Source organism: Rhodoplanes elegans (assembly GCF_016653355.1).
Taxonomy (GTDB): Bacteria; Pseudomonadota; Alphaproteobacteria; order Rhizobiales; family Xanthobacteraceae; genus Rhodoplanes; species Rhodoplanes elegans.
Genome location: NZ_NHSK01000218.1, coordinates 1 through 23,507, shown reverse-complemented (window position 1 = coordinate 23,507; position 23,507 = coordinate 1). Strand labels below are relative to the sequence as shown.

Annotated in this window: 22 protein-coding genes; 7 read left to right on the top strand and 15 right to left on the bottom strand. The window is 70.6% G+C overall.

Going from position 1 to position 23,507, the window contains the following annotated elements; translation table 11 throughout:
• Positions 1 to 181: 181 nt before the first annotated feature.
• The 3 genes from CCR97_RS25180 to CCR97_RS25170 form a co-directional block, all read right to left on the bottom strand.
• Positions 182 to 550: a hypothetical protein gene (locus tag CCR97_RS25180; RefSeq protein WP_201159985.1), complete on the bottom strand. Its 369-nt coding sequence runs from the start codon at positions 548 to 550 to the stop codon at positions 182 to 184.
• 61 nt (positions 551 to 611) lie between these two features.
• Complete coding sequence (locus tag CCR97_RS25175) at positions 612 to 2,174, bottom strand: acyl-CoA carboxylase subunit beta (protein ID WP_111357388.1); 1,563 nt, start codon at positions 2,172 to 2,174, stop codon at positions 612 to 614.
• Positions 2,175 to 2,399: 225 nt separating this feature from the next.
• Positions 2,400 to 4,724 carry a xanthine dehydrogenase family protein molybdopterin-binding subunit gene (locus tag CCR97_RS25170; protein ID WP_111357389.1) on the bottom strand — a complete coding sequence of 775 codons (2,325 nt, stop codon included), beginning with the start codon at positions 4,722 to 4,724 and terminating at the stop codon, positions 2,400 to 2,402.
• Positions 4,725 to 5,145: 421 nt separating this feature from the next.
• Here CCR97_RS25170 and CCR97_RS25165 point away from each other — a divergent pair, with 421 nt between their 5' ends.
• The 4 genes from CCR97_RS25165 (at position 5,146) to CCR97_RS25155 (ending at position 7,244) form a co-directional block, all read left to right on the top strand.
• A complete protein-coding gene (locus CCR97_RS25165) occupies positions 5,146 to 5,715 on the top strand; it encodes a sigma-70 family RNA polymerase sigma factor (protein WP_111357390.1) in 570 nt (189 codons plus the stop codon).
• Complete coding sequence (locus CCR97_RS25160) at positions 5,712 to 6,407, top strand: hypothetical protein (RefSeq protein ID WP_111357391.1); 696 nt, start codon at positions 5,712 to 5,714, stop codon at positions 6,405 to 6,407. The genes CCR97_RS25165 and CCR97_RS25160 overlap by 4 nt, the downstream gene beginning before the upstream one ends.
• 47 nt (positions 6,408 to 6,454) lie before the next feature.
• Complete coding sequence (locus CCR97_RS31425; RefSeq protein WP_170145840.1) at positions 6,455 to 6,616, top strand: hypothetical protein; 162 nt, start codon at positions 6,455 to 6,457, stop codon at positions 6,614 to 6,616.
• 217 nt (positions 6,617 to 6,833) lie between these two features.
• The gene (locus CCR97_RS25155) at positions 6,834 to 7,244 is read left to right on the top strand and encodes a TIGR03809 family protein (RefSeq protein WP_111357392.1); all 411 of its coding nucleotides are present in this window, start codon (positions 6,834 to 6,836) and stop codon (positions 7,242 to 7,244) included.
• Here the strand turns inward: CCR97_RS25155 and CCR97_RS25150 are convergent.
• From CCR97_RS25150 to meaB, 5 genes are all read right to left on the bottom strand, one after another.
• A complete protein-coding gene (locus CCR97_RS25150) occupies positions 7,211 to 7,417 on the bottom strand; it encodes a hypothetical protein (RefSeq protein ID WP_111357393.1) in 207 nt (68 codons plus the stop codon). The genes CCR97_RS25155 and CCR97_RS25150 overlap by 34 nt on opposite strands.
• A gap of 228 nt (positions 7,418 to 7,645) precedes the next feature.
• Positions 7,646 to 8,395 (bottom strand): DUF3750 domain-containing protein, encoded by a 750-nt coding sequence (locus CCR97_RS25145; protein ID WP_244670659.1) that lies wholly within the window; start codon positions 8,393 to 8,395, stop codon positions 7,646 to 7,648.
• A gap of 508 nt (positions 8,396 to 8,903) precedes the next feature.
• Positions 8,904 to 9,104, bottom strand: coding sequence for a CsbD family protein (locus CCR97_RS25140; RefSeq protein ID WP_111357395.1), 201 nt, complete (start codon positions 9,102 to 9,104; stop codon positions 8,904 to 8,906).
• Between the two features lie 116 nt (positions 9,105 to 9,220).
• The gene (locus CCR97_RS25135) at positions 9,221 to 9,877 is read right to left on the bottom strand and encodes a pyroglutamyl-peptidase I (protein ID WP_170145841.1); all 657 of its coding nucleotides are present in this window, start codon (positions 9,875 to 9,877) and stop codon (positions 9,221 to 9,223) included.
• 279 nt (positions 9,878 to 10,156) lie between these two features.
• Positions 10,157 to 11,161, bottom strand: a complete 1,005-nt coding sequence (gene meaB / locus CCR97_RS25130; RefSeq protein WP_111357397.1) for a methylmalonyl Co-A mutase-associated GTPase MeaB — start codon at positions 11,159 to 11,161, stop codon at positions 10,157 to 10,159.
• Between the two features lie 306 nt (positions 11,162 to 11,467).
• On the opposite strand from meaB, the gene CCR97_RS25125 reads away from it, so the two are divergent.
• The 3 genes from CCR97_RS25125 (at position 11,468) to CCR97_RS25115 (ending at position 15,788) form a co-directional block, all read left to right on the top strand.
• Positions 11,468 to 13,678: an SGNH/GDSL hydrolase family protein gene (locus CCR97_RS25125; protein WP_146618749.1), complete on the top strand. Its 2,211-nt coding sequence runs from the start codon at positions 11,468 to 11,470 to the stop codon at positions 13,676 to 13,678.
• 623 nt (positions 13,679 to 14,301) lie between these two features.
• Positions 14,302 to 15,114: a hypothetical protein gene (locus tag CCR97_RS25120; RefSeq protein ID WP_201159984.1), complete on the top strand. Its 813-nt coding sequence runs from the start codon at positions 14,302 to 14,304 to the stop codon at positions 15,112 to 15,114.
• 71 nt (positions 15,115 to 15,185) lie between these two features.
• The gene (locus CCR97_RS25115) at positions 15,186 to 15,788 is read left to right on the top strand and encodes a Uma2 family endonuclease (RefSeq protein WP_111360387.1); all 603 of its coding nucleotides are present in this window, start codon (positions 15,186 to 15,188) and stop codon (positions 15,786 to 15,788) included.
• Between the two features lie 7 nt (positions 15,789 to 15,795).
• On the opposite strand, the gene CCR97_RS25110 is transcribed toward CCR97_RS25115, so the two are convergent.
• The 7 genes from CCR97_RS25110 to folP all read right to left on the bottom strand — a co-directional run bounded on the left by CCR97_RS25110 (position 15,796) and on the right by folP (position 23,429).
• A complete protein-coding gene (locus tag CCR97_RS25110) occupies positions 15,796 to 16,572 on the bottom strand; it encodes an RsiV family protein (RefSeq protein WP_111360389.1) in 777 nt (258 codons plus the stop codon).
• A 13-nt stretch (positions 16,573 to 16,585) separates the two neighbouring features.
• A complete protein-coding gene (locus CCR97_RS25105) occupies positions 16,586 to 17,065 on the bottom strand; it encodes a hypothetical protein (protein WP_111360391.1) in 480 nt (159 codons plus the stop codon).
• 211 nt (positions 17,066 to 17,276) lie between these two features.
• On the bottom strand, positions 17,277 to 19,445 hold the full coding sequence (scpA, locus tag CCR97_RS25100; RefSeq protein ID WP_111360472.1) for a methylmalonyl-CoA mutase: 2,169 nt from the start codon (positions 19,443 to 19,445) through the stop codon (positions 17,277 to 17,279).
• A 201-nt stretch (positions 19,446 to 19,646) separates the two neighbouring features.
• Positions 19,647 to 21,533, bottom strand: coding sequence for a methylmalonyl-CoA mutase family protein (locus tag CCR97_RS25095; RefSeq protein WP_111359958.1), 1,887 nt, complete (start codon positions 21,531 to 21,533; stop codon positions 19,647 to 19,649).
• 174 nt (positions 21,534 to 21,707) lie between these two features.
• Positions 21,708 to 22,223: a 2-amino-4-hydroxy-6-hydroxymethyldihydropteridine diphosphokinase gene (gene folK, locus CCR97_RS25090; RefSeq protein WP_111359957.1), complete on the bottom strand. Its 516-nt coding sequence runs from the start codon at positions 22,221 to 22,223 to the stop codon at positions 21,708 to 21,710.
• On the bottom strand, positions 22,216 to 22,593 hold the full coding sequence (gene folB, locus CCR97_RS25085; protein WP_111359956.1) for a dihydroneopterin aldolase: 378 nt from the start codon (positions 22,591 to 22,593) through the stop codon (positions 22,216 to 22,218). The genes folK and folB overlap by 8 nt, the downstream gene beginning before the upstream one ends.
• Positions 22,590 to 23,429, bottom strand: a complete 840-nt coding sequence (gene folP, locus CCR97_RS25080; protein WP_111359955.1) for a dihydropteroate synthase — start codon at positions 23,427 to 23,429, stop codon at positions 22,590 to 22,592. The genes folB and folP overlap by 4 nt, the downstream gene beginning before the upstream one ends.
• Positions 23,430 to 23,507: the final 78 nt, after the last annotated feature.

Sequence of the window (23,507 nt, the reverse complement as noted above, 5' to 3'; positions counted from 1 at the left end):
GACCGGGGCGGGCGCGGGCCGCGGTGCCGCGACCGGAGCGTGGGCGACGGGCGCCGGAATCGGAGCGGGCGTGTAGGCGCCGGACTCGGTGACGTCCTCGACGACGACGTCGAAAACCCGGCCGTCGACAGTGATCCGCAGATGTCTCATCATGATTGGTCTCGTCCCGAACGGCGCGATGTCAGTGGTTGTTGGGCTTGTAAGGCGAGTGCGAGGCATGGTGGCGCGTGCGCGCCTGCGAGGTCCAGCCGGAGCCGGGTCGTGCCTCGCCGATATAGACGACGCGATGGGCGCCGAAGGCCGCCGCCGCGATCGCGGCGATCACGGCGAGGTCGTCGGCCCCGACGCCGGGGCCGAGCACCGGGCCGGCCTGGGCCGCGGCCGTAGCGGGCGCACCCGCCGCGGCCGGAACCGCGGCGGTCGTCGTGGCGGCCGGCTGCCGGCGCGTCATGATCCTGACTGTGACGATCGCCGTCAGCGCGGCGACCACGGCGCTCACCAGGAAGGAGCCGTAGAGCTGGAGGAGAAGACCTCCCATCTCCTGAGTCATGGTCGATGGACTCCGATTCTGAGCGTCATGACGGTCCGTGGGTTCTCGTCTGGAAGCTGCATCACAGCGGAATGAGCCCGTGCTTCTTGGCCGGCCGCAGCTCGCGCTTGGTCAGGAGCTTGCGCAGCGACAGCGACACGGTGGCCCGGGTCATCTCCGGCTCGATGATGTCGGTGATGTAGCCCTTGGAGGCGGCGAGGTAGGGCGAGGCGAACTCGTTCCTGTAGAGCTCGACGAACTCCTTGCGCTTCTTCTTCTTGGCGCCGGCGTCCTCGATCGCCTTCAGCTCCTTGCTGTACAGGATGTTGACGGCGCCCTCGCCGCCCATCACGGCGATCTGCGCGGTCGGCCAGGCGAACACCACGTCGGCGCCCATCTCCTGGCTGCACATCGCGAGGTAGGAGCCGCCATAGGCCTTGCGGGTCACGATGGTGATCTTCGGCACGGTGGCGCTGGAATAGGCGAACAGCATCTTGGCGCCGTGCCGGATGATGCCGCCGCGCTCCTGGTCGATGCCGGGCAGGAAGCCGGGCACGTCGACGAACGTCACGATCGGGATGTTGAAGGCGTTGCAGAAGCGGATGAAGCGCGCGCCCTTGTCGGAAGAGTCGATGTCGAGGCAGCCGGCCTTCTCCATCGAGTTGTTGGCGAGCACGCCGACGATGATGCCCTGGACGCGACCGAAGCCGACGATCAGGTTCTTGGCGAACTGCGCGTGGATCTCGAACAGGTCGCCGTCGTCGAGGACGCGGCGCACGATGGCGTGCATGTCCATCGGATCGGAGGCGTCGGAGCGCACCAGCGCGTCCATGCCGGCATCGGGCTCGAGGTCGAGCTCCGGGGTCGGCGCGTGCGGCGGGTCCTCGGTGTTGTTGCTCGGGAAGAACGACAGGAGCTTGCGGGTCAGCTCGATCGCGTGCGCGTCGTCGTCGGCGAGCAGATGGACGTTGCCGCTCACCGCCGCGTGCATCTCGGCGCCGCCGACGTCGTCCATGCTCACGTCGCGGCCCGACACCGACTTGATCACCTGCGGGCCGGTGATGAACATCTGGGCGTTCTGCCGCGTCATGATGATGAAGTCCATCAGGGCGGGCGAGTAGGAGGCGCCGCCGGCGCAGGGCCCGGCGATGATGGCGATCTGCGGCACCACGCCGGAGAGCACCACGTTGCGATAGAACACCTCGCCGTAGCCGGAGAGCGCGTCGATGCCCTCCTGGATGCGGGCGCCGCCCGAATCCTTGAAGCCGACCAGCGGCACGCCGTTCTTCTCGGCGTAGTCCATGGCCCACACGATCTTCTGGCCGTGCATCTTGCCGAGCGTGCCGCCGACGACCGTGAAGTCCTGGCTGAACGCGGCGATCTGGCGGCCGGCCACGTAGCCGGTGCCGACCACGACGCCGTCTGCCGGGATCTCGACCTCGCTCATGCCGAACGCCGTGCAGGCGTGCTTGGCGTGGGCGCCGTACTCCTGGAAGGTGCCGTCCTGAAGCAGGCCCGCGAGCCGCTCACGGGCCGTCATCAGCCCCTTTGCGTGGCGCTCGTCGGTCTTCTTGGCGCCGCCGGCGGCCATGATCTTCCCGCGCCGCTTCGCGAGAGTCGACCGTAGTTCCTCGTCGAGCGCCATTGCCCGCCCCCTTCGTCACCGATGCCTGTTGGAAGACGCCGTGTCGTCCGTCCAGGATCGCACGCGGCCTTCGCTCACATCACCCCGCGACCGCGTCCGGAGCGACTACAACATAAGGCCGCGGCCTCGTCGATTCCCTCTGGCCGTCACGGCATCTCACATCAGAGCCAAAAACCAAGATAATTCAATAAGCACTGATCCGGAGTGGATTGTGACGGGGAGCCGCTATGACGCAGCGGCACGAATGGCTCGCCAGACTTTTTCGGGGGTCGCCGGCATCGTCACGGGTTCGGCACCGATACGCACGAGCGCGTCGGCGACCGCGCTGGCGATCGCCGACAGTGCTCCGACCGTGCCGGACTCGCCGGCGCCCTTGACGCCGAGCGGATTGGTCTTCGTCGGCACCTCGTTCTCGCCGAGCAGGATCGGCGGGAAGTCGGAGGCGCGCGGCATCGCGTAGTCGGTGAACGCGCCGGTGACGAGCTGGCCGCTCGGGTCGTAGACGATCCCCTCCATCAGCGCCTGGCCGGCCCCCTGCGCGACGCCGCCGTGGATCTGGCCTTCCACCAGCAGCGGATTGATCATCCGCCCGACGTCGTCGACGGCGGCGTAGCGGGCGAGCGTGACGACGCCGGTGTCCCGGTCGATCTCCACCTCGGCGACGTGACAGCCGTTCGGATAGGTCCGCACGCCGCCGTCCGAGGTGTGCGATTCGAACAGGCCGGGATCGACACCCTTCGGCAGCTTCGCCGGCGTGAACGAGGCGCGCGCCACCGCGGCGAGACCGAGGCCGCGGTCGGTGCCGGCCACCGTGAAGCGGCCGTCGGCGAACGCGATGTCGGCCGGATCGGCCTCCAGGAGCGCGGCGGCGATCAGGGTCGCCTTGGCGATGATCTTGTCGGCGGCGGCCACGATGGCGCTGCCGGCCGTGACGGTCGAGCGCGAGCCGAACGTGCCGGTGCCGATGTCGACCTCGGCGGTGTCGCCGTAGCGGAACTCGATCTGGTCGGCCGGCAGGCCGAGCCGGTCGGCGACGATCTGGCGGAACGTCGTCTGGTGGCCTTGGCCGTGATCATGCGTTCCGACCGACACCGTGACGGAGCCGCCCGGGTCGAAGCGGATGTCGGCGTGCTCGATCAGGCCGCCGTTCGACGCCTCCACCGTGCTCGATACGCCGATGCCGCGCAGCTTTCCGCGCGCCCGGGAGTCCGCGAGCCGCTGCGCGAAGCCGTCCGCCTCGGCGAGCGTCAGCGCGTCGGAGATGTTTTTGCCGAAGTCGCCGCAATCATAAGTGTAGACCAGCGCCGTCTTGAACGGCATCGCGTCGGCGGGAATCGTGTTGCGGCGGCGCAGCTCCACCGGGTCTAGGCCGAGCGCGCGTGCCGCGGCGTCCATCATGGTCTCGATCACGAAGGCCGCTTCGGGCCGGCCGGCGCCGCGATAGGGGCCCGTGACCATCGTGTTCGACAGCACGCCCGTCACCTCGACCCGCATGGCCGGGATCACATAGGTGCCGGCGAGCACACCGAGATTGTTGAGCGGCGGGCCGGCGGCACGGTCGGCGCCGTAGTAGGCGCCGAGATTGGCGTAGGTCTTCACCCGCAGGGCCAGCACCTTGCCCTCCGCGTCGAGGGCGATCTCGGCGTCCGAGATGTTGTCGCGGTGGTGCTCGTCGGACAGGAACGTCTCGCTGCGGTCGGCGGTCCAGCGCACCGGCCGGCCGGTCAGCTTCGCCGCCAGGCAGGCGAGCGCGTATTCGGGGGCGACCTGGCCGCGCGCTCCGAAACCGCCGCCGACATTCTCCGAGATCACCCGCAGGCGCGCCTCCGGCATGCGCAGGATCTCGCCGGCGAGGATCCGGCGCAGCGTGTGGGGGGCCTGGGTGGTGCAGCGGAGCGTCAGCCGGCCGCCGCGCGGGTCGGGCTCGGCGAGGCAGCCGCGCGGCTCCATCGGATTGGCCAGCACCCGGCTGATCGTCAGCCGTCGGCGCACCACGCGCGCGGCGCCGGCGATCGCCAGCTCGGTCGCGGCGGCGTCGCCGAGCGCATGGAAGAAGGCGTCGTTGCCAGGACAGCCGTCGTGAACCGGCAGCGCCCCGGGCGCAATGGCGTCGGCCAGCGTCGGCACGGCCGGGAGGGGCGCGTACGCGACGACGACCGCCTCGGCGGCATCCTTGGCCTGGTTCAGCGTCTCGGCGACGACGAGCGCGACGGCCTCGCCGGCATGGCGGACCCGGTCGGTCGCCAGCATCGGCTGCGGGGTGACGAAGGCCGGCGACCCGTCCCGTCGGGTCCGCCGGGTGTGGGGGCGCTGGGTGCCGAGCGCCGCCGTCGCGGCGTCCCGGCCGGTCAGGATCAATACGACCCCCGGCATGGCCCGAGCCGCCTCGGTGTCGACCGTGACGACCTCGGCATGGGCGTGGGGGGAGCGGACCACCACGGCGCGCAGCTCGCCGGGCAGCGCCACGTCGCCGACATAGCGGCCCTGTCCGCGCAGCAGATAGGGGTCTTCCTCCCGCCGCACCGGCTGGCCGATCCCGAACTCGCCCATCGCTCCCCGCCTTGTTGTCCCGGGCGCCATAGGCACCCGACGTTTCTTTATAAACCCCTGTTATGCCGACACATCGGACGGCTGCAACCGTCGTGTCGCGTGATCCGGAATCGGGCGCGACATGCTAGAGTTGTGGCAAGGCGCGCCCGCCGCCCGGCCTGACGGACAACCGTCCGGACGGGCAGGGCGGCATACCGGTGTGGGCTCGGGCGGGGCTTCGCGCCGCGTCGGTGCAGCGGGATCGAACCGATCGTCGATTTCCATGCACCACGCTGGGATGGCGCGATTTTCGCCTAGCCAGCGACGCCCGAGTGTTGCACATCTGCCGCACCCGGTCCGGATCGACAAAACGGCCCCGATCCATGCCCGACGAGTTTGAACCCGTGCCATTTTCCGCGCGACTACCCTCACGAGCCGACCGTTGAAAGCCGATTCAAGAACTTCGGACGACGACCTGATCGCTCGGATCGCCGACGGCGACCGGCTCGCCATGCAGGTGCTGTTCTCCCGCCACCACGTGCGGGTCTACCGGTTCGTGTTGCGGATCGTCGGTCACCAGTCGGTGGCGGAGGACTTGATCAGCGAGGTGTTCCTCGACGTGTGGCGGCAGGCCGGCCGGTTCGAAGGCCGCAGTGCCGTCTCGACGTGGCTCCTCGCGATTGCGCGGTTCAAGGCGTTGTCGGCGATCCGGCGCAAGAGCGACGAGGAGCTCGACGACGAGGCGGCATCGGCGATCGAGGATCCGTCCGACGATCCCGAGGTCGCCGTGCAGAAGAAGGACAAGGGTGCGGTCTTGCGGAAGTGCCTCCAGTCGCTGAGCCCGGAGCACCGGGAGATCATCGACCTCGTCTACTACCACGAGAAGTCGGTGGAGGACGTGGCCGGCATCGTCGGCATCCCGGAGAACACCGTGAAGACTCGCATGTTCTATGCGCGCAAGAAGCTGGGCGAGCTGCTGAAGGCGGCCGGGGTCGAGCGAGGTTGGCCATGATGACGACGGACAAACGAGGTCTCGACCGCGCCGCGCTCGAAGAGATGCTGCCATGGCACGCCGCCGGCACGCTCTCGCGCGAGGAGGCCGAGGCCGTCGAGCAGGCGCTGGCCCGCGACCCCGAGCTGGCGCAACGCTTCGAGCTGGTCTGCGAGGAGATGGCCGAGACCGTCCACCTCAACGAGAGCCTCGGCGCGCCGTCGGCGCGCGCCATGGACCGCGTGCTCGCCGCCATCGCGGCGGAGGAGGGGCCTGCCCGCCGGCCGCGGGCAGCCGGGTTTCTCGCCCGGCTGACGGGCGTCCTCGACGCGCTGTCGCCGCGCACCCTCGCCTGGGCCGGTGCCGCCGCCGCCCTCGTGATCGTCGTGCAGGCGAGCGTCATCGCCGGGCTCAGCCTCGCGCCGCAGGAGAGCGGCAAGCTGGAAATGGCCTCCTACGAGGGCTCGGCCGGCCCGACCGCCGAGGCGACCGGCACGTTCGCGCTGATCCGCTTCCAGCCGCAGGCCAGCGCCGCCGAAGTCACCCACCTTTTGGAGACGCGCCGGGTGGCGATCGTCGACGGGCCGAAGCCCGGCGGATTGTTCAAGGTCCGTCTCTCCGACCAGACCCTCGACGAGGCCGAGATCGGCCGCGCGATCGCCGCGCTTCAGGCCGAGACCGCGGTGGTTGGCTTCGTCGCCAAGTCGCAGTGACGCTGCCTGGGCAGTCCCCTGCGTCGATGCGAGTGCAGCTACGCTCCGTGGATGTCGGACAGGGCGATGTGCGCTGCACTCGCGAACTGATCAGCTCGCTCTCGCCTGCCTCGCCCCTCGGCTCATCCCTTCATTTCTCGCCGTTCGTCATTCTGCGCTGCATCATGCTGCGCTGCGTCATGCGCTCCATTCGCGTCATGACGATCTGATCATTTTAGGTTGAGGCACGACGCCTGCGCTCGGATCTGGTGCGCGAGTGTTGCTCGTTTGCACGAGTGTCACACGCTCGCATCATCATTGTGGAAACTACGATGGTGGGTGATCGAGGTAACGACATAAAGTCGTCACTGCGGCGCGTCGCTGATTCGGTCGCCTTCCTGTAAGCGAGTTCCACCCTCGGGATCTCACAGACAACGGGCGACTCCCATGCCCCCGACGATTCCGCGTGCCTTCTCGGCCGCGACCAGCCGCAAGGGCCTCGAGCTGGCCGAGCGGCGCCGTGCTCATCTGGTCGAGCTCTACAAGTCCGGACGCTGGCGACGCTACTTCGACGAGCAGGAGTTCCTCGCCCGCACCCGCGAGGCCGTCCGCGAGGTCGAGCTGTGGACCGCCGCGGTGGCGCTGTGGGACGAGCCCGCAGCGGCCGCGCCGGCGGAGCTGGTCGGAGCCGCGCCCGTCCCGGAGATCCGCATCGTCGTCGCGGACGCAGACGCGGACCTGCCCGCGGAGCGGCCCGCCGACGAGATCGCCGACACCATCGACGTGATGCCCGCCGGGGTGATGAGCCAGCCGAGCGGCGTCGATCAGTCGCTCGGGGTCTCGACCGGGCTGGCGTGACCGGCCGGTTCGAGCCACGTCTCCGACTTCCACCAGACATGCTCGAGCCCGCACAGCGGGCAGCGCGCCAGGACGAGGCTTTCGGGCATGGCCGCAAAGGCCGCGGCATCGATCTCGATTCCGGTCGAGACGGGCTGATCCCGATAGGGACAGCGGGCCATCACGATCGTCATGACGCGCCTCGCACCGCCCGTGCGGGCAGGGGTGTCGTCGAACGCGAATCGGGATCAGAACACACGGCGCAACGCGGGATCGTGGCGGTTCGAACGTCGTGCACTATCGCGTGTCGGAACGCCCCGGCGCGTCTTGGTGCGATTACTTAGTCGTCCCCCGGTCACACGGCCGCGCGCCGCGGCGGGCCGAGACGTGACAAGGTGACGTTGCCAGGTGACGATGCTGCGTCAGCGGCCGGCCGCCACGGCGTCGGGCAGCGGATCGAGGCCGATGCGGTCCCAGCCGGGCAGCTTCAGGGCCGGGCGCCGCAGGTCGAGCCCGGCCACGAGGCCGAGCAGATTGAGTTCGACGCCTTCGACCCAGCCGGCCTTCACGCCGATCACCCCGAAGGCGCTCGCCTCGAGGCCGGTGCCGCTGTCGCTCGTCCCGACATAGGGGCCGGGACGAAAGTCGCGGCCGATCGCGTTCGCCGGCAGGGCGACGCCGAGCTCGGGGACGGCGCGCAGAACGCTGGCCACGAACGTGTTGCTGTTCGGCCCCGGCCACACCCGGTAGTCGCCGGCATTCGCCCACTGATAGGTGCGGACGGCCTCGCGGATGCGCGGGATCAGCGCCTGCGCGGCGTCTCCCGACACGTCGGCGATGACGATCGGCGGGTTGCCGTACCAGCGGCCGTCAGGCGCCCAGCCGTTCAGCCGCACCGGATTGCCCCAGCCGACCACGTCGAAGCGCGACCAGCTTTTCGCGCCCTGTTCCTTCACGACGATCCAGCTGTGCACGGCGACGACGCCCTTCCAGCCACCGGTTTGGCCGCTCAGCACCAGGACGCGGGCGTCCGGATGCGCCGCGGCGGGCGGCAGGCTGCCGATGCTCGACCAGTCGGCGTCACGCCAGCTCTTCGGCGCGGCGCCGGCGGCATGGAGCGCCGCCCGCACGGCGAGCGGCAGCAGGAAGACGGCGAGGATGGCGAGGATCATGATACGTCGGCGACGCGACCGGGGCCTCTGCGACGAGGCTTCGGACGACGACGGTGCGGGAGAGGAAAGAGCGGACGGCTCGGTCATGGGGCGGCATCATACATGGGGAGCCACCCGCCGGCATGCCAGGGCCCGATGACGAACGCCCGGGGCAGAGGCTCCGGGCGTCGAGACGAGCATCCCTCGCCAGAGAACGCTCTGAAAAGGGCGAAACCGCCGCCTCCTGCGACGGCGTTTGAGCAGGCGAGGGCATGCAGAATTCGTCATCCCGGGACGCGGATCGAAGGTCCGCGTGCCCGGGATCCAACCCCGGTGTCGGTGACTCACGACAGACAGGGGTTATGGATCCCGGGCTCGTCGCTCACGCGCCGACCCGGGACGACCGAGCGATTCTGAAAAAGCCCTTGCCTACGCCGCCGACGCCACCGAGAGGCTGCCATGACTTCGTGATCAGCATCCGTTCGGGAGCTGATCACGACGCTTGTCTGGGCGACTGCCGATCAGCCGATCACGAGCTGCTGCGCAGCCAGTCGTCGACGTCCTTCTTCACCTGGTCGCGGGTGTAGCCGTAGCGGTCCTGGAGCTTGCCCTCGAGCTGGTCGCGCTTGCCGTCGATGGTCGTGAGGTCGTCGTCGGTGAGCTTGCCCCACTTCTCCTTGACCGTGCCCTTGACCTGCTTCCAGTTGCCTTCGATGCGATCCCAGTTCATGCGGTACCTCCGTCCGTTCGCTGATGCCTGGGTAACGGCGCCGACAGAGCCCGGTTCCGCCGTTTCGCGCGGCGAAAGGCCGACCTTCGGGCTCTTGAATCCGGACGTGACGCGACCTACGGGTGCGCCAGGGCGGCGACGAGAAGGTGCTCCAATCCGGTGACGAGACGGTCGTGCGCGGTGACGAGACGACGACCGGCCGGGCGCCGGGACGTGGGCGACGGGGACCGGCCTCCGTCACGCAGCCGGTGCAGCGGCGGCACGTGCACGAACACGACGAGCCTCGGCCCGCCGGGCACCTGCGCGGCGTCCAGGGCGCGCCAATACGCGTAGTTGCACAGATAGCCGCCGGCGTTGCGCGACAGCGCCGGTACGAGGCCGCCTCGTCGCAGCGCCGCGGCGAGCCGGGCGACCGGGAACCGCCCGGGCCGGAAGAACGGAGCGCCGGGCGCGATCCTGATCACGTCGCTACGGGCGCCGCCGGCATCCGGAAACAGGATGGTCCTGCGATTGCGCGCGACAAGCTCGAGCCGCACCCGATCGGCCCGCGTCGCGACGCCGAGCAGCACCACGATCTCGGGGCGCTCTCGGTCGACCAGCATCGGCAGGTCACGATCGACCGCCTCCCAGCACGTCTCGAACACGTGGCCGACGAGACGATGCGCGGCGAGCGCCGGCCGGCGGCGCCTGATCAGATCCCGCACGATCGCCGCGGTCGGGTTCGACGGTGCTCCGGGAAAGCGGCCGAAGCCGGTGATCAGGAGGGTGGTCATCTCAGCTTCTCGTGGAATAGAGCGCGCGATGTTTGCTCGGTCGTTCCGGGGCGGCGCGTCAGCGCCGAGCCCGGGACCCATAACCCTGTCTGTCGTGAGCCACCGACACCGGGAGTATGGATCCCGGTCTCGCGGACCTGCGGTCCGCGCCCCGGGATGACGAAATGTCAGTTTCGTAGGATGGGCAAAGGCGCGGCACGCGCCGTGCCCACTCCGCCGTGACACGACGATCCGAAGGTGGGCACGCTTCGCTTTGCCCACCCTACGGCCGCCCGTCGCTCACCACTTCAGCGCGGCGAAGATCTGGTCCACGGCGACGGCGGGAGAGAGGCGGCCGTCGGCGACCTCGGCCTCGATTTCGGGCAGCTTCGCCGTCAGCGTCGGGTCGGAGGCGATGCGGCCGTGCACGCGGTCCTCGACCATCGACCACATCCACTTGACCTGCTGGTCGCGCCGCCGCGCCGCGAGCTCGCCGGTCTTGGTCATGGTGTCGCGGTGCTCGACCACCTTGGTCCACAACGCCGCGAGGCCGTCGCCCGTGTAGGCCGAGTAGGTGACGACCGGCACCTGCCAGTTCGGCGAGCGCGGCGACAGGATGTGCAGGGCCGCCCGGTACTCGGCCGCGGCGGCGCGGGCGCGGGCGAGATTGTCGCCGTCCGCCTTGTTGACCGCGATCATGTCGGCGAGCTCGACCAGGCCTTTCTTGATGCCCTGCAGCTCGTCGCCGGCGCCCGGCAGCATCAGGGCGAGGAACATGTCGGTCATGTCGGCGACCGCGGTCTCCGACTGGCCGATGCCGACGGTCTCGACCAGGATCACGTCGTAGCCGGCCGCCTCGCAGATCAGCATGGTCTCGCGCGTCTTCGCGGCGACGCCGCCGAGCGTGCCGGCCGAGGGCGACGGCCGGATGAAGGCGTTCGCATCGGCGGAGAGCTGCGCCATCCGGGTCTTGTCGCCGAGGATCGAGCCGCCGGTGCGGGCCGAGGAGGGGTCGACCGCCAGCACCGCGACCTTGTGGCCGAGCCCGGTGAGGTGGCTGCCGAGCGCATCGATGGTGGTCGACTTGCCGACCCCGGGCGCCCCGGTGATGCCGACCCGCATCGCCTTGCCGGTCGCCGGCAGAAGCTCCTGCACCAGGATGCGGGCGGCCTGCTGATGATCGGCGCGCTTCGATTCGGCGAGCGTGATGGCGCGCGCCAGCAGGGCGCGCTCGCCCGCCCGCACGCCGGCGACGAGGCGGTCGATGTCGGACACGGACGGGACGATGGCAGGGCGCGGATTCATGGGATTCCTCTCGCTCTCCCCCTGTGTAGAGCAGGACGGCCCGGGGAGGAACGTCTGCGGGCTCGACCGCGCCATGCGCGTCGGGCGGCGGCTTACCGGTGCCGCCGTTTCGCACTCCGCAATTATGAGGCATAAGCCGGATGCCCGCCGGCGCGGCAGAGGCTGCCCGACGGTCCGCCCCGCGGTGAGGGATCGCATGGTTAATCAATGGTTTAAAGGCGTGGTTAACGACGATTGAACTTTCCTCTCCCACACCGCGACCAAACCGATATCATTGGAGAAACCGGCGCCGGAGGGGGGACACTCATGCGCTCCAAAGCACTGATGGGCTCCAAGAACCTGACGCGGCCGACGTCGATCGTCGCCCTGTCCGTGGTCGCGGCCGGCGTCGCGCTGGCGGTGCCCGCCGGGGCCGCGCAGGCCGCCGACCTGGTCTGGGAGGTCGAGAGTCCCTTCCGGTTCTTCAAGCGCACCGCCGCTTTCGATCTGCACGAGCGCGCCTACAAGAGCGTGCGCGGCAATCCGGCCGATCCGCTCCCCGGCAACATCGTGTGGCGCACCGAGCGCAAGCTCAACGATCCCGACTGCCGCGATCCCTCCACCCCGATGTCCTGCGCCGCCACGGCCGGCCGCAACTACGAGAAGAGCCGGCTCGGCTGGGCCGCCCAGACCCTCGACATGACCTGCTACGACCGCGACGCGCGGCCGCGCCGGTATCCGACCGTGTGCGAGCGGCAGTACTCCTGGGGCAAGGCCAAGGAGGACACCATCCTCCCCGACGCCCACACCGTGGTCGTGCGGATCGCGCCCGAGCAGCTCCAGCCCGCCGCGGGCGCCGCGCCGGTCGCCGGCGATTGCACCTGGACGTGGAAGCCGCGCCGCGGCGGCGCCGGCGAGACGGTGCGGCAGGCCTGCGCCAAGCCGTTCGTCATCAAGCGGGTGCCGTACTCGACCAGCCGGGCGGCCTCCGGCGCCGTGGTGGCCGTCACGCTGCCGGACGGCCGCGAGCTCACCGACGCCAACGTGATCGTCGAGGACGTGCTGGTCGTCGCCATGGGCGACAGCTTCGCCTCGGGCGAGAGCAACCCGGACCGGCCGGTGGTGTTCAGCGCCGGGCGCGAGATGGTCTACGACCCGGTCAACACCCGCGACGACGTCGCCACCCGCTCGATGCGGATGCCGACCTACAGCGTCGCCTCGGCGCCCGACGGCGTGAACCCGAAGTCGCTGCCCAAGCGCCTGATGGAAGACGAGGAGAAGGGGCTGGTGTTCCGGCCGACCTCGCCGGAGTTCCAGGCCGCCTTCGACAGGCGTCGGGCCCAGTGGCTGTCGGCCGACTGCCACCGCTCGCAATACGGCTACCCGTTCCGGGTCGGCATCCAGCTCGCCCTGGAGGATCGCCACCGCGCCGTCAGCTTCGTCAGCCTCGCCTGCTCGGGCTCCGACACGGTCGAGGGCCTGTTCGGCCCGCGCGAGCCGCGCGAGCAGACCACTGGCCCGAACGCCCAGAAGAGCGTGGTGCCGCAGCTCGACCAGCTCACCGAGCTGATCTGCCGGCCGGGCGCGCCGCGCTCGCGCGACGTCACCTACACGCTGCCCGTCTACCGCTCGGGCTCGACCTCGATCCAGTCGCAGGCCTTCACCAAGTTCTGGTGCCCGCCGGAGAGCCGCAAGCGGCCGATCGATCTGGTGCTTCTCTCGATCGGCGGCAACGACGTCGGCTTCGGCGCGCTGGTCGCCTACGGCATCACCGAGAGCGCCGCCGATCTCGCCCCGATCGCCGGGCTGGTGAGCCACACGCTGCGCTTCGAGCCGTCGGTGGCGCGCGTCTATCTCGACGTGCTCGACCGCCGCATGAAGGCCCTCAAGGACGCGCTGACCGACGGCTTCGGCGTCGATCCCTCGACCGTGCTGCACAACGCCTACGAGCCGGTGGAGTACGACGAGAACGGCAAGGTCTGCGGCACCCAGCCGACGCTGGGGCTCGACGTGCATCCCAAGCTGCAGTTCAGCACGGCGCGCGTCCAGCAGGTGTCCGACTTCACCCGCGAGCTGCGCGCCCGCCAGGAGTGCATCGCCGACGCGCGCAAGCGGCCCGGCTGTCCGCGGCTCGCCACCGGCAACGGCACCGGCTTCCGCTTCGTCACCGAGCACACCAACCTGTTCGCCAGGCGCGGCGTCTGCGCCCGCGATCCGCAGCGCGCGCTGGTCGATCAGGTCAACATGGCGATGCCGCGCCTCGCCCTCTCGATCGACGACTTCAAGCCCTACTCGCCGGCGGCGGCGCTGCCCTACGGCAAGCGCTGGCGGCTGATCCACAACCCCAACGACGCCTTCCTCACGGCCAACACGCACGCCGAGGGCATCTCGCCGTTCGACGTCCTCCAGCCGGCCTATGCGGCGCTCTACTCCGGCGCCTTCCATCCGACCGCCGAGGGCCACGCCATCGTCGCCGACACGGTGGTCCGCCACGCCCGCGAGATCGTCGATCATCGTGCCGTGGTGGATGCGCGCTAGGCGTGTTAGCTCGTCGGTATGATCGCGGCTCTCCTCGCCCCGGTGAGGGGAGCCGCCGTCACGATGGACTCTCCGTTTGTTGATCGAGCGGGGGACGGGCCGCGCCGCCGCGCGTTGTCCGTCGGCCCGCGTCGATGCTAGCGTTCGCGACGTGGTCATGACGTACCGTCGCGTTCGCTTCGCGGCGACGGCGGTGCAGCCGACGAGGCGCGATGATGGACGACCGTACCGGATGGGCGGATGCCGCCGATCGGTCCATCGCGGACCGGCGGCCGGCGGAGCCGTCCGAGACGCGCGACGAGCCGCATCCGGTCCGCCGCCGCGGCGGCCGCGAGGTGCGGGCCGGCGATCCGCGCAGCTGGGGCGACAGCCCGATCGCGCGGGCGCGCCGTCCCGCCGAGGCGCCGACGATTGGACCGCCGCGCCGGCACGCGGGCGTCGTGCCGGAGACCTCCGCACCAGCAGCAGGAGCCGCGCCCGCGGCAGCACCAGTCTCGGCCTCGGCCGGGCCCGAACCATCGGCGGCCGTGGCGACACACCACGACAGCCCGGTGCCGGCCGGCGCATCGGGTGCCGCCGTCGGCGTCACGGCGACAGCGCCGGCCGTTCCGGAACCACACCCGATGACGGAACGCAGGGCGATCGGGCGCGTCGCCGACGAGGCCTTCGCCGGGATGCTGCGGTCCGCCGGTGACCCGGCGCCGGCGCTGGTCGACGAGGCGCGGACGCTCGCCGACCGCGCCGCCCGGCTCGCCGACGCGGCGGCGGCACGCCGCCTCCTGGACGCGGCCGACGTGAAGCTCGCGGTCGCCGCCACGCTGGGGGCGCTGCCGGCCGAGGCGCTGCTCGCCTGGGCGACCGTGAGCGCGGCCCTGGCGCGCCGGGCCGCGACGCCGGCCGAGGCCGAGCGGCTGTTCGATCTCGCCGACGACCGCTTCGCCGCGGCGGCGCAGCGGCAGCCGGACCGCAGCGACGCCCTCGCCGTCTGGGCCGGCGATCTCGTCGCCCGGGCTGCCGCCTGTGACGATCCCGACGAGGCCGAGCGCCTCCACGGCCTCGCCGACGCCGTGTTCGCCCAGGCGCTACGCGTCCATCCTCGTCACTACGACATCATGTGCGATCGGGTCGCCGCGCTGATCGCGCTGGCGCATCGCGCCGACGATCTCGACGCGGCGGACGCCGTTCTCGCTCGCGCCGAGGAGGCCTGTCGCGCCGCCCTCGCGCTGGTGCCGGACGAGACCTACACGTTCGGCTGCATCGCGGCGCTGCGCGGCCGCACCGAGGACTGCCGCGAGGCCCTGGAGGCGGCCGAGCGCGCCGCCACGCTGCCGCCGGCCGAGCACGTCGCCGCCGACGAGGATCTCGCCGCGGTGCGCGGCGAGCTGTGGTTCCGCGAGCTCCTGGAGCGCCGCCGCCCGCGCGGCATGGCGCATTGAGGCGGCCCGCGGCCGGCTCGCCGCCGCGCCAGGGCCGGCCTATATTGAGAACCTCGAACGAGGGCTCGCCCATGAGCGTCGCTACCACGACCGTCGCCGTCACCCGTGGTGCCGAAGGTTTCCCCCGCCGCGCCTTCACGGTCGACGACATCCGCCGAATGATCGAGGTGGGTCTGATCGGTCCGGAGGAGAGCTTCGAGCTGATCGAGGGGGAGATCGTTCCGATGCAGGCGAAGAGCGTCGCGCATGATCGGGTCAAGAACGCGCTCACTCTCGCGCTGGCGCGGGCGGTCGGACCCGGCCTCTATGTCGGGATCGAGGTGACGGTTCAGCTCGCCCGCGACATTCTCGTCGAGCCGGATCTGTGCGTCATTTCGCAGTCCGTCTATGACGCCGACCCGAAGAGCTTCGCCCAGCCGCGCGCCGAGGACGTGCTGCTGCTGATCGAGGTCGCCGTCACCAGCACGGCCTACGACCGCAAGGTCAAGGCGCGGCTCTACGCCCGCCACGGAATTCGCGAGTACTGGGTGATCGACGCGACCGAGCGGCTGACGATCGTGCACAAGGAGCCGGTGGGCGACGGCTGGTCCTCGGTCGTGACGCATCCGGCCGACGCGACGCTCGCATGTTCCGCCATCCCGGGCTTCACGTTCCGCCTCGCCGACATGGGGTGAGCCGCGGTCAATCCTCCTTCTTCGGCGGCGGCGGCTCGCCACCGAACACGGCGCGGCCCTCCGGCGAGAGATATTGCGCGAAGGTCCGCCACGGGATCACGACCGTGTAGAGACCTTCGGCATAAGGGCCGACCGCATACGGAGAAAAATGCACCGACAGCCCGCCGCTCTTGCCGGGCTCGTTCGACGGCGCCAGCACCAGCGGGCCGAGCTTCAGGAGCGACGGGGCGATCTCCTTGAGCCACTCGTCCTTGGCCGGGTCGGCGGCGACCTCGACGTCGCGTGCCTTCTTCTCCTTCGCCACCGCGTCGCGGATGAGCGTCGCCAGCGCCCGCATGGTCGGGCCGTTGTCGGCCGTCTCGGTGAAGAACGGCCGGACGCTCACCTGCTTCTTGGCCTGCGTGTCCCACAGGATGGTGTCGATCACGGTGTTCGGATGGGCGCCGCCCGTGAACGCGTAGTCGCGCCGCAGCACGCCGACATAGCGGCCGGCCGTCGAGAACAGCGAATACTCGCGCTCGAAGCCCCAGCTCCGCCCGTCGGAAAAGTCGGACGGGTCCTGCTTCCATGCCTTGTCGGCGTCGCGGCGGTTCGCCGCGCCCCAGGTCTTGCCTTCGGTGGCGAGGTTCTCGAACAGGCCGGGCGTGCTCTTGAGCGCGCCGTCGACCTCGACCTTCAGGTCGAGATACTTGGTCTTGGCCGACATCACCGTGTCGGCGGCGGCGGGTGCGAGCGCGATCAGCAGCGCGGCGGCGGCTGCGGCGGCAGTGCGGGGGAGGTGCATCGCGGGGTCCGGATCAGAGCGTCAGGGTGCCGTTCGTCTGCAGCAAGGCCTCGCGCTTGGCAATGGCGCGCTCGAGCTTGCGGCGGCGCGCCTCCTTGCGATCCTCGCCGCCGGAGCCGAGGTCGCCGACGTCGGGCAGGTCCTCGAACAGGATCACCAGGAGCCCGCTCACGATCAGGACGGCCAGCACGAGCCAGCGCCGGCCGATCGCGAAGATGATCGCGCCGGCGGCGAGCGCGCCGCCCATTCCGATCAGCGGGTGGTCGGTCAGCCAGTGCAGCTTCACGCCGACCAGGAGGCACGCCAGCGCGAGCAGCGGGATCGCCAGCACGGCCCAGACGATGTCGCGGGTGCGCATGTGATCCCGCATGACGTAGAGGGCCTTCAGCTCGCGGGCGAGCCGGCGCCCGCGGCGCTCGGAGACGGGGCGGGCGAAGCGCGACGGCATCGGAAGCGAGGACAGCGACGTCGAGGAGTCGGAGCGCGAGGACATGCGGGGGCACCTGTGAACGAACCGGCCGGCCTTCGGGACAAAGGCCGGCGGCCACAGGTTTTGGTCTCGCGAGCGGGGAGGCGGGTTCAGTTACAGTCGTCATTCCGGGGCGCGGACCGTCAGGTCCGCGAGCCCGGAATCCATACTCACAGACAGGGGTTATGGATCCCGGGTCCGCGGGCTTCGCCCGCGCCCCGGGATGACTGTGCCGCTACTCCGCCGCCTCGCGGGCGTGGCCGAGGCGCTGGTTGAGCTTCTTGACCAGCTCGATCGCCGCATCGGCGATCACGGTGCCGGGCGGGAAGATCGCCTCGGCGCCCGACGCCTTCAGGGCGTCCCAGTCCTGCGGCGGGATGACGCCGCCGACCACGATCATGATGTCGGGCCGGCCCTCCGCCGCGAGCGCCGCCTTCAGCTCCGGCACCAGCGTCAGATGGCCGGCGGCGAGCGACGAGACGCCGACGATGTGGACGTCGTTCTCTACGGCCTGACGGGCCGCCTCGCCGGGCGTCGCGAACAGCGGGCCGATGTCGACGTCGAAGCCGAGATCCGCGAAGGCCGACGCGATCACCTTCTGGCCGCGGTCGTGGCCGTCCTGGCCGACCTTCGCCACCAGGATGCGGGGCCGGCGGCCCTCGTCGCGCTCGAACTGGGCGACCAGCTTCTGCACCCGATCGATCCCCTGCGACATCGCGCCGGCCTCCCGCTTGTAGACGCCCGAGATCGCCCGGATTTCCGCGCGATGCCGGCCGAACACCTTCTCCAGCGCCAGCGAGATCTCGCCGACCGTCGCCTTCTTCCGCGCGGCGTCGATGGCGAGCGCCAGCAGGTTCCCCTTCGCCGGATCGGACGCGGCGTGGGTCAGCGCGTCGAGCGCGGCTTCCACGGCCTTCGGGTCGCGCTCCTTGCGCAGCCGCTCGAGCTTCTCGATCTGCATCGTGCGGACGGCCGAGTTGTCGACCTTGAGGACGTCGATCGCCGCCTCGTTCTCGGGCTTGTACTTGTTGACGCCGATCACCGACTGCACGCCGGAGTCGATGCGCGCCTGCGTCTTGGCAGAGGCCTCCTCGATGCGCAGCTTCGGGATGCCGGCCTCGATGGCCTTGGCCATGCCGCCGAGCTCCTCGATCTCCTGGATGTGGCCCCAGGCGGTCTTGGCGAGCTCGTAGGTGAGCCGCTCGACATAGAACGAGCCGCCCCACGGATCGGCGATCCGGCAGGTGCCGCTCTCCTGCTGCAGGAACAGCTGGGTGTTGCGGGCGATGCGGGCCGAGAAGTCGGTCGGCAGGGCCAGCGCCTCGTCGAGCGCGTTGGTGTGCAGCGACTGGGTGTGCCCCTGCGTCGCCGCCATCGCCTCGATCGCGGTGCGCACCACGTTGTTGTAGACGTCCTGCGCGGTGAGCGACCAGCCAGACGTCTGCGAGTGCGTGCGCAGCGAGAGCGAGCGCGGATCCTTCGGGTCGAACGGCTTGATCAGCTTCGCCCACAGGAGGCGCGCGGCGCGCAGCTTCGCCACCTCCATGAAGAAGTTCATGCCGATCGCCCAGAAGAACGACAGACGCGGCGCGAACTTGTCGATCGTCAGCCCGGCCGCGATGCCGGCCCGCACATACTCGACGCCGTCGGCGAGCGTGTAGGCGAGCTCGAGGTCCTGCGTCGCGCCCGCCTCCTGCATGTGATAGCCGGAGATCGAGATCGAGTTGAACTTCGGCATGTTCTGCGAGGTGAACGAGAAGATGTCGGAGATGATCCGCATCGAGGGCAGGGGCGGATAGATGTAGGTGTTCCGCACCATGAACTCTTTGAGGATGTCGTTCTGGATCGTGCCGGCGAGCTTGGCCGGCGGCACGCCCTGCTCCTCGGCGGCGACGATGTAGAGCGCCATGATCGGCAGCACGGCGCCGTTCATGGTCATCGACACGCTCATCTGGTCGAGCGGGATGCCGGAGAACAGCGTGCGCATGTCGTAGATCGAGTCGATCGCCACGCCGGCCATGCCGACGTCGCCCGACACGCGCGGATGATCCGAGTCGTAGCCGCGGTGCGTCGCGAGGTCGAAGGCGACCGAGAGGCCTTTCTGGCCGGCCGCCAGATTACGGCGGTAGAAGGCGTTGGAGTCCTCGGCGGTCGAGAAGCCGGCGTACTGCCGCACCGTCCACGGCTGCGTCACGTACATGGCCGGGTAGGGGCCGCGCAGGAAGGGGGGGGCGCCCGGATAGGTGTCGAGGAAGTCGAGCCCGGCGAGATCGCCGGCGCCGTAGGCCGGCTTCACGGCGATGCCTTCCGGCGTCACCCAGGGCGCCGCACCGTTTCCGGCCGGGGCGGGCGGATCGGCGGTGTCGGCGAACGCGACCGTGGCGAAATCCGGAATCCTCGTCATGTTCGAGCCTCGTGCGAGATGCGACCCGCCGGCCGCCATGTCCTCATCAGAGTATGCCGCGCCCGTGGCGCGGGCGAAGGGTCGTTCTGTCGCGTCGTTCCGTCGCGTCTTGCGGTCGCGTCGTCCGGTCGAAGACCCCGTCACGGCGTTCGGCGCGGCCGTGCGGAGCGAGTGTCCGCACGGCCGCGCCGTCGCCTCGTCTCAGGCAGCCGTTCCGGCGAGCTTCTGCGCCTCCTCGAGCGTCGCGAGCACGTCGCAGCCCATGAAGATCGCATGGCCGATGCCGGCGGCCTTGAACTCCGCTTCGCGCTCGCCGGGGCGACCGGCGAGGTAGATGTGCGGGCAGCCCGCCGCGGTCAGCGCCTTGGCGGCCTCGACCGCCTCGGCCGCATAGCCGTCGTCCGACGAGCACAGGCAGGCGAGCTGCGCGCCCGACGCCTTGTAGGCGGCGGCCAGCGCCGCGAGGTCGGTCTTGCCGTCGACGAAGAAGCCGTCGTTGGTCACCGCCTGGATGCCGCCCGCCTCGAAGAAGTTCTTGGTGAAGGTGGCGCGCGCCGTGAAGCCGGCGAGCTTGCCGAGATTGGCGAGGAACACCTTCGGCCGCGATCCGGTCTTGGCGAGCGCCGCGTCGGAGGCGTCGCGCAGGGCCTCGAAGGACTCGGCGATGCGCATCGCCGCGAGCGGCGCGAAGCTCACGCCGGCCGGCAGCGCCGCCACGGCGGGCGGGGCGACGTCGAGCACGGCCGGAGCGCCTTCCGCGATGTTCGGGAACTCGCTCACCCCGGTAATCGGATCGCGCCGCCCGGCCGCCGCTTTTTCACGCGCGGCGCGGACGCCCGCGACCTTCTTCTGAAGGAGACCTTCGGTCAGCGCCGGCCAGATGCCGCCGACGCCCTCGATCTCCTGGAACAGCGTCCAGGCGGTCTCGCACAGCTCGTGCGTCAAGGTCTCGATGCCGCCGGCCCCGGCCGCCGGATCGGCGACCTTGGAGAGATAGGACTCCTCCAGCAGGATCAGCTGCGTGTTGCGGGCGATGCGGCGCGCGGCGCGGTCGGGCAGGCCGAGCGGCGCCGTCCACGGCAGCACGGTGAGCGCGTCGGCGCCGCCGACGCCGGCCGAGAACACCGCGACGGTCTCGCGCAGCATGTTCACGGCGGGATCGCGCTTGGTCATCATCCGCCACGCCGTCTCGGCCGAGACGACGATGTGCGACGCGCCCAGCCCGCAGGCCGTCTCGACCCGGGCCCACAGTTTCCGCAGGGCGCGAATTTTCGCGATCGTGAGGAACTGGTCGGCGTCGGCGGAGACGCGGAAGAACACCGTCTTGCGCGCCGCGTCGAGCGGGATGCCGTCGGCCTCGAGCGCCCGCACATAGGCGAGCGCGACCGCGAGCATATAGGCGAGCTCCTGCGCCTCCGAGCCGCCGGCGTCGTGGACGACGCGGCCGTCGGCGACCGCGAACGGCCCCTTGAAGCCGCGCGCCGCGAGATCGCGCACCCGCACGACGAACTCCTTCGTCATGTCGGGCCAGGCGATGCGCGCCTTGCCGAAGGCCGCCATGGCGCCGATCGGGTCGATGCCGAAGCGGATGTCGAGCGCCGACGGCGCGAGCCCGCGCGCCGCCACCAGATCGGCGAGGCGCTGCGGCGCTTCGCGCGCCTGCGGCGAGAGCTGAAGCTCGATCGCGATGGCATCGAGCCGCACCTGATCGAGAACTTTTCCGAGCGTGTCGGCGTCACCGGCGATGCCGTAGCCGCGGGCGCCGAGACCGCCGGCGAACACCAGCGTCAGGCCGGTGGCGCCGTTCTCGAGGTCGTGAAGCGCCTGGGCGTTCGCCGCCTTCGGATCGGGATGGTCGACCCGCTGCATCACCTGCCAGGGGGCGCCGCTGGCGCGCGCCGCCACCGGGTGGGCGGTGTGGTCGCCGGCATAGAGCGGCTCGATGCGCAGCCCGTCATAGGTCTTGGAGACGAGCCGTTTCTCGAAGGGCGCGCCTTTCAGCGTGCCCTCGACGAGCGCGAGCCACTGCTCGCGGGTGGCCGGCGGAAACTCGCCGGCGAGCGTGAGGTCTTCGGCGGTCTGGGTCATGGCGCGGAAGATGCCACGATCGATGCGTTTCGCCAAGGAAACGATGGCGCCTGCATGGCTGGACCACCATCGGATCCGGGTCCTTCGCGGCAGTGCGTAAGTATAGGTCCGTATCTGGTCGTGCGGTCCGGCGCCCTTCTCCGCGGACGCCTCCGGCGATCTACGGATGCGACGTTATTTGGTCGACAGTCTGGTGATGTCGCGGGTGTCGAGTCGCGCGACCAGATCCCGCACAGCCGTGCCCCCGAGGCTCAGATCCGGGGCGATCTCGGCGAGCGGGACCAGCACGAAGGCACGCTCCGCGGCGCGCGGATGCGGCAGTGCGAGATCGGGCGTGTCGAGCGCCACCTCGCCGGGCGCGTCGGCGTCCTCTGGATCACGATACGTGATGATGTCGATGTCGACGGGGCGCGGGCCCCAGCGCCGCTCGTGCGCGCGGTCGCGGCCGAGCGCCGTCTCGACCGCGCGGGCGCGGCGCAGCAGATCGTGCGGCGCGAGCGTCGTCGCGACGATGGCGCAGAGATTGACGAAGGCCGGCTGGTCGGTGTCGCCCCACGGCGGCGTCGCGTAGTCGGACGAGCGGGCGACGAGCGTCACGGTGCCGTCCTCGCACAGCATCTCGAGCGCGCGCAAAAGTGTCGCGCGGACGTCGCCGAGATTGCCGCCGAGCGAGAGGACCGCCTCAGCCATTCCGCTTGCGCAGGATCGACACGCCGACATCCGTGAAGGTCGCCGGGATCGGGGCGTGCGGCTTGTGCACCGTGATGCGGATGTCGACGACGCGCGGGAACTGCGCCAGCACGGCGTCGGCGACGGCGGCGGCCGCCGCCTCGATCAGCCGGCAGCGCTTCTCGGCGAAGGCGCGGGTCGCGCACTCGACCACCTGGTCGTAGGAGACCGTTGTCGAGTGCTTGTCGGTGCGCGACGCCTCCGACAGATCGGCCGACAGCGTCAGGTCGAGATGGAAGGTCTGGCCGACCGTGCGCTCGTGCTCCATCACGCCGTGATAGGCGTGAACGGCGAGGCCGGTGATGAAGACGGTGTCGTGCGCGGCGGTCATGTCATGGTCCGGATGGCGGCGGCGACTCTCAGCGCCTGGACGGTCTCGGCGACGTCGTGCACGCGCACGATCGCGGCGCCGTCGAGGACGGCGAGCAGATGGGCGGCGATCGAGCCGCCGAGCCGCTGGTCGGGCGGGGCGGGCGACACGCTGTCGATGAAGCGTTTTCGCGAAGCGCCGACGAGCAGCGGCCGGCCGAAGCCGAGGAAGCGCCGCGTCGCCGCGAGCGTCGCGATGCTCTGCGCCGGCGTCTTGCCGAAGCCGATGCCGGGGTCGAGCACGATCTGCTCGGGCGCGAGGCCGGCCTCGGCCGCGATGGCGAGCGAGCGGGCGAAGAACGCCTCGACATCGGCGACGATGTCGATCGCCGGGTCGGCCTGGTCGCGATTGTGCATGACGACGATCGGCACGCCGCGGCGCGCCGCGAGCGGCGCCATCTCCGGGTCGCGCTGCAGCCCCCACACGTCGTTGAGGATGGCGGCCCCCTGGTCGAGCGCCCATGCGGCGACCGCGGCCTTCATCGTGTCGATAGACACCGGCACGCCCATCGCGACCACGGCCGGCAGCACCGGCGCGAGCCTCGCGATCTCGTCGGCCGCCGTGACCGGTTTCGCGCCGCCGTAGGGGCGGGTCGATTCCGCCCCGACGTCGACGATGTCGGCGCCGGCCGCGACCATCCGCTCGGCCTGGGCGATCGCGGTCGCGGGATCGAGGAATTGCCCGCCGTCCGAGAAGGAGTCCGGCGTCACGTTGAGCACGCCCATCACCAGCGGCCGTCCGGCCTGCAGGAGATCGGCGAGGCGCAAAGGCGTGGCGAGAACGGGGGAGGCGGTCATGGCCCGAGGGCTTTGCGCGCCGGCGGGGCGGAGTCAAGCGGGGCGGGGCTTTCTTCCCTCTCCCCGCGCGCGGGGAGA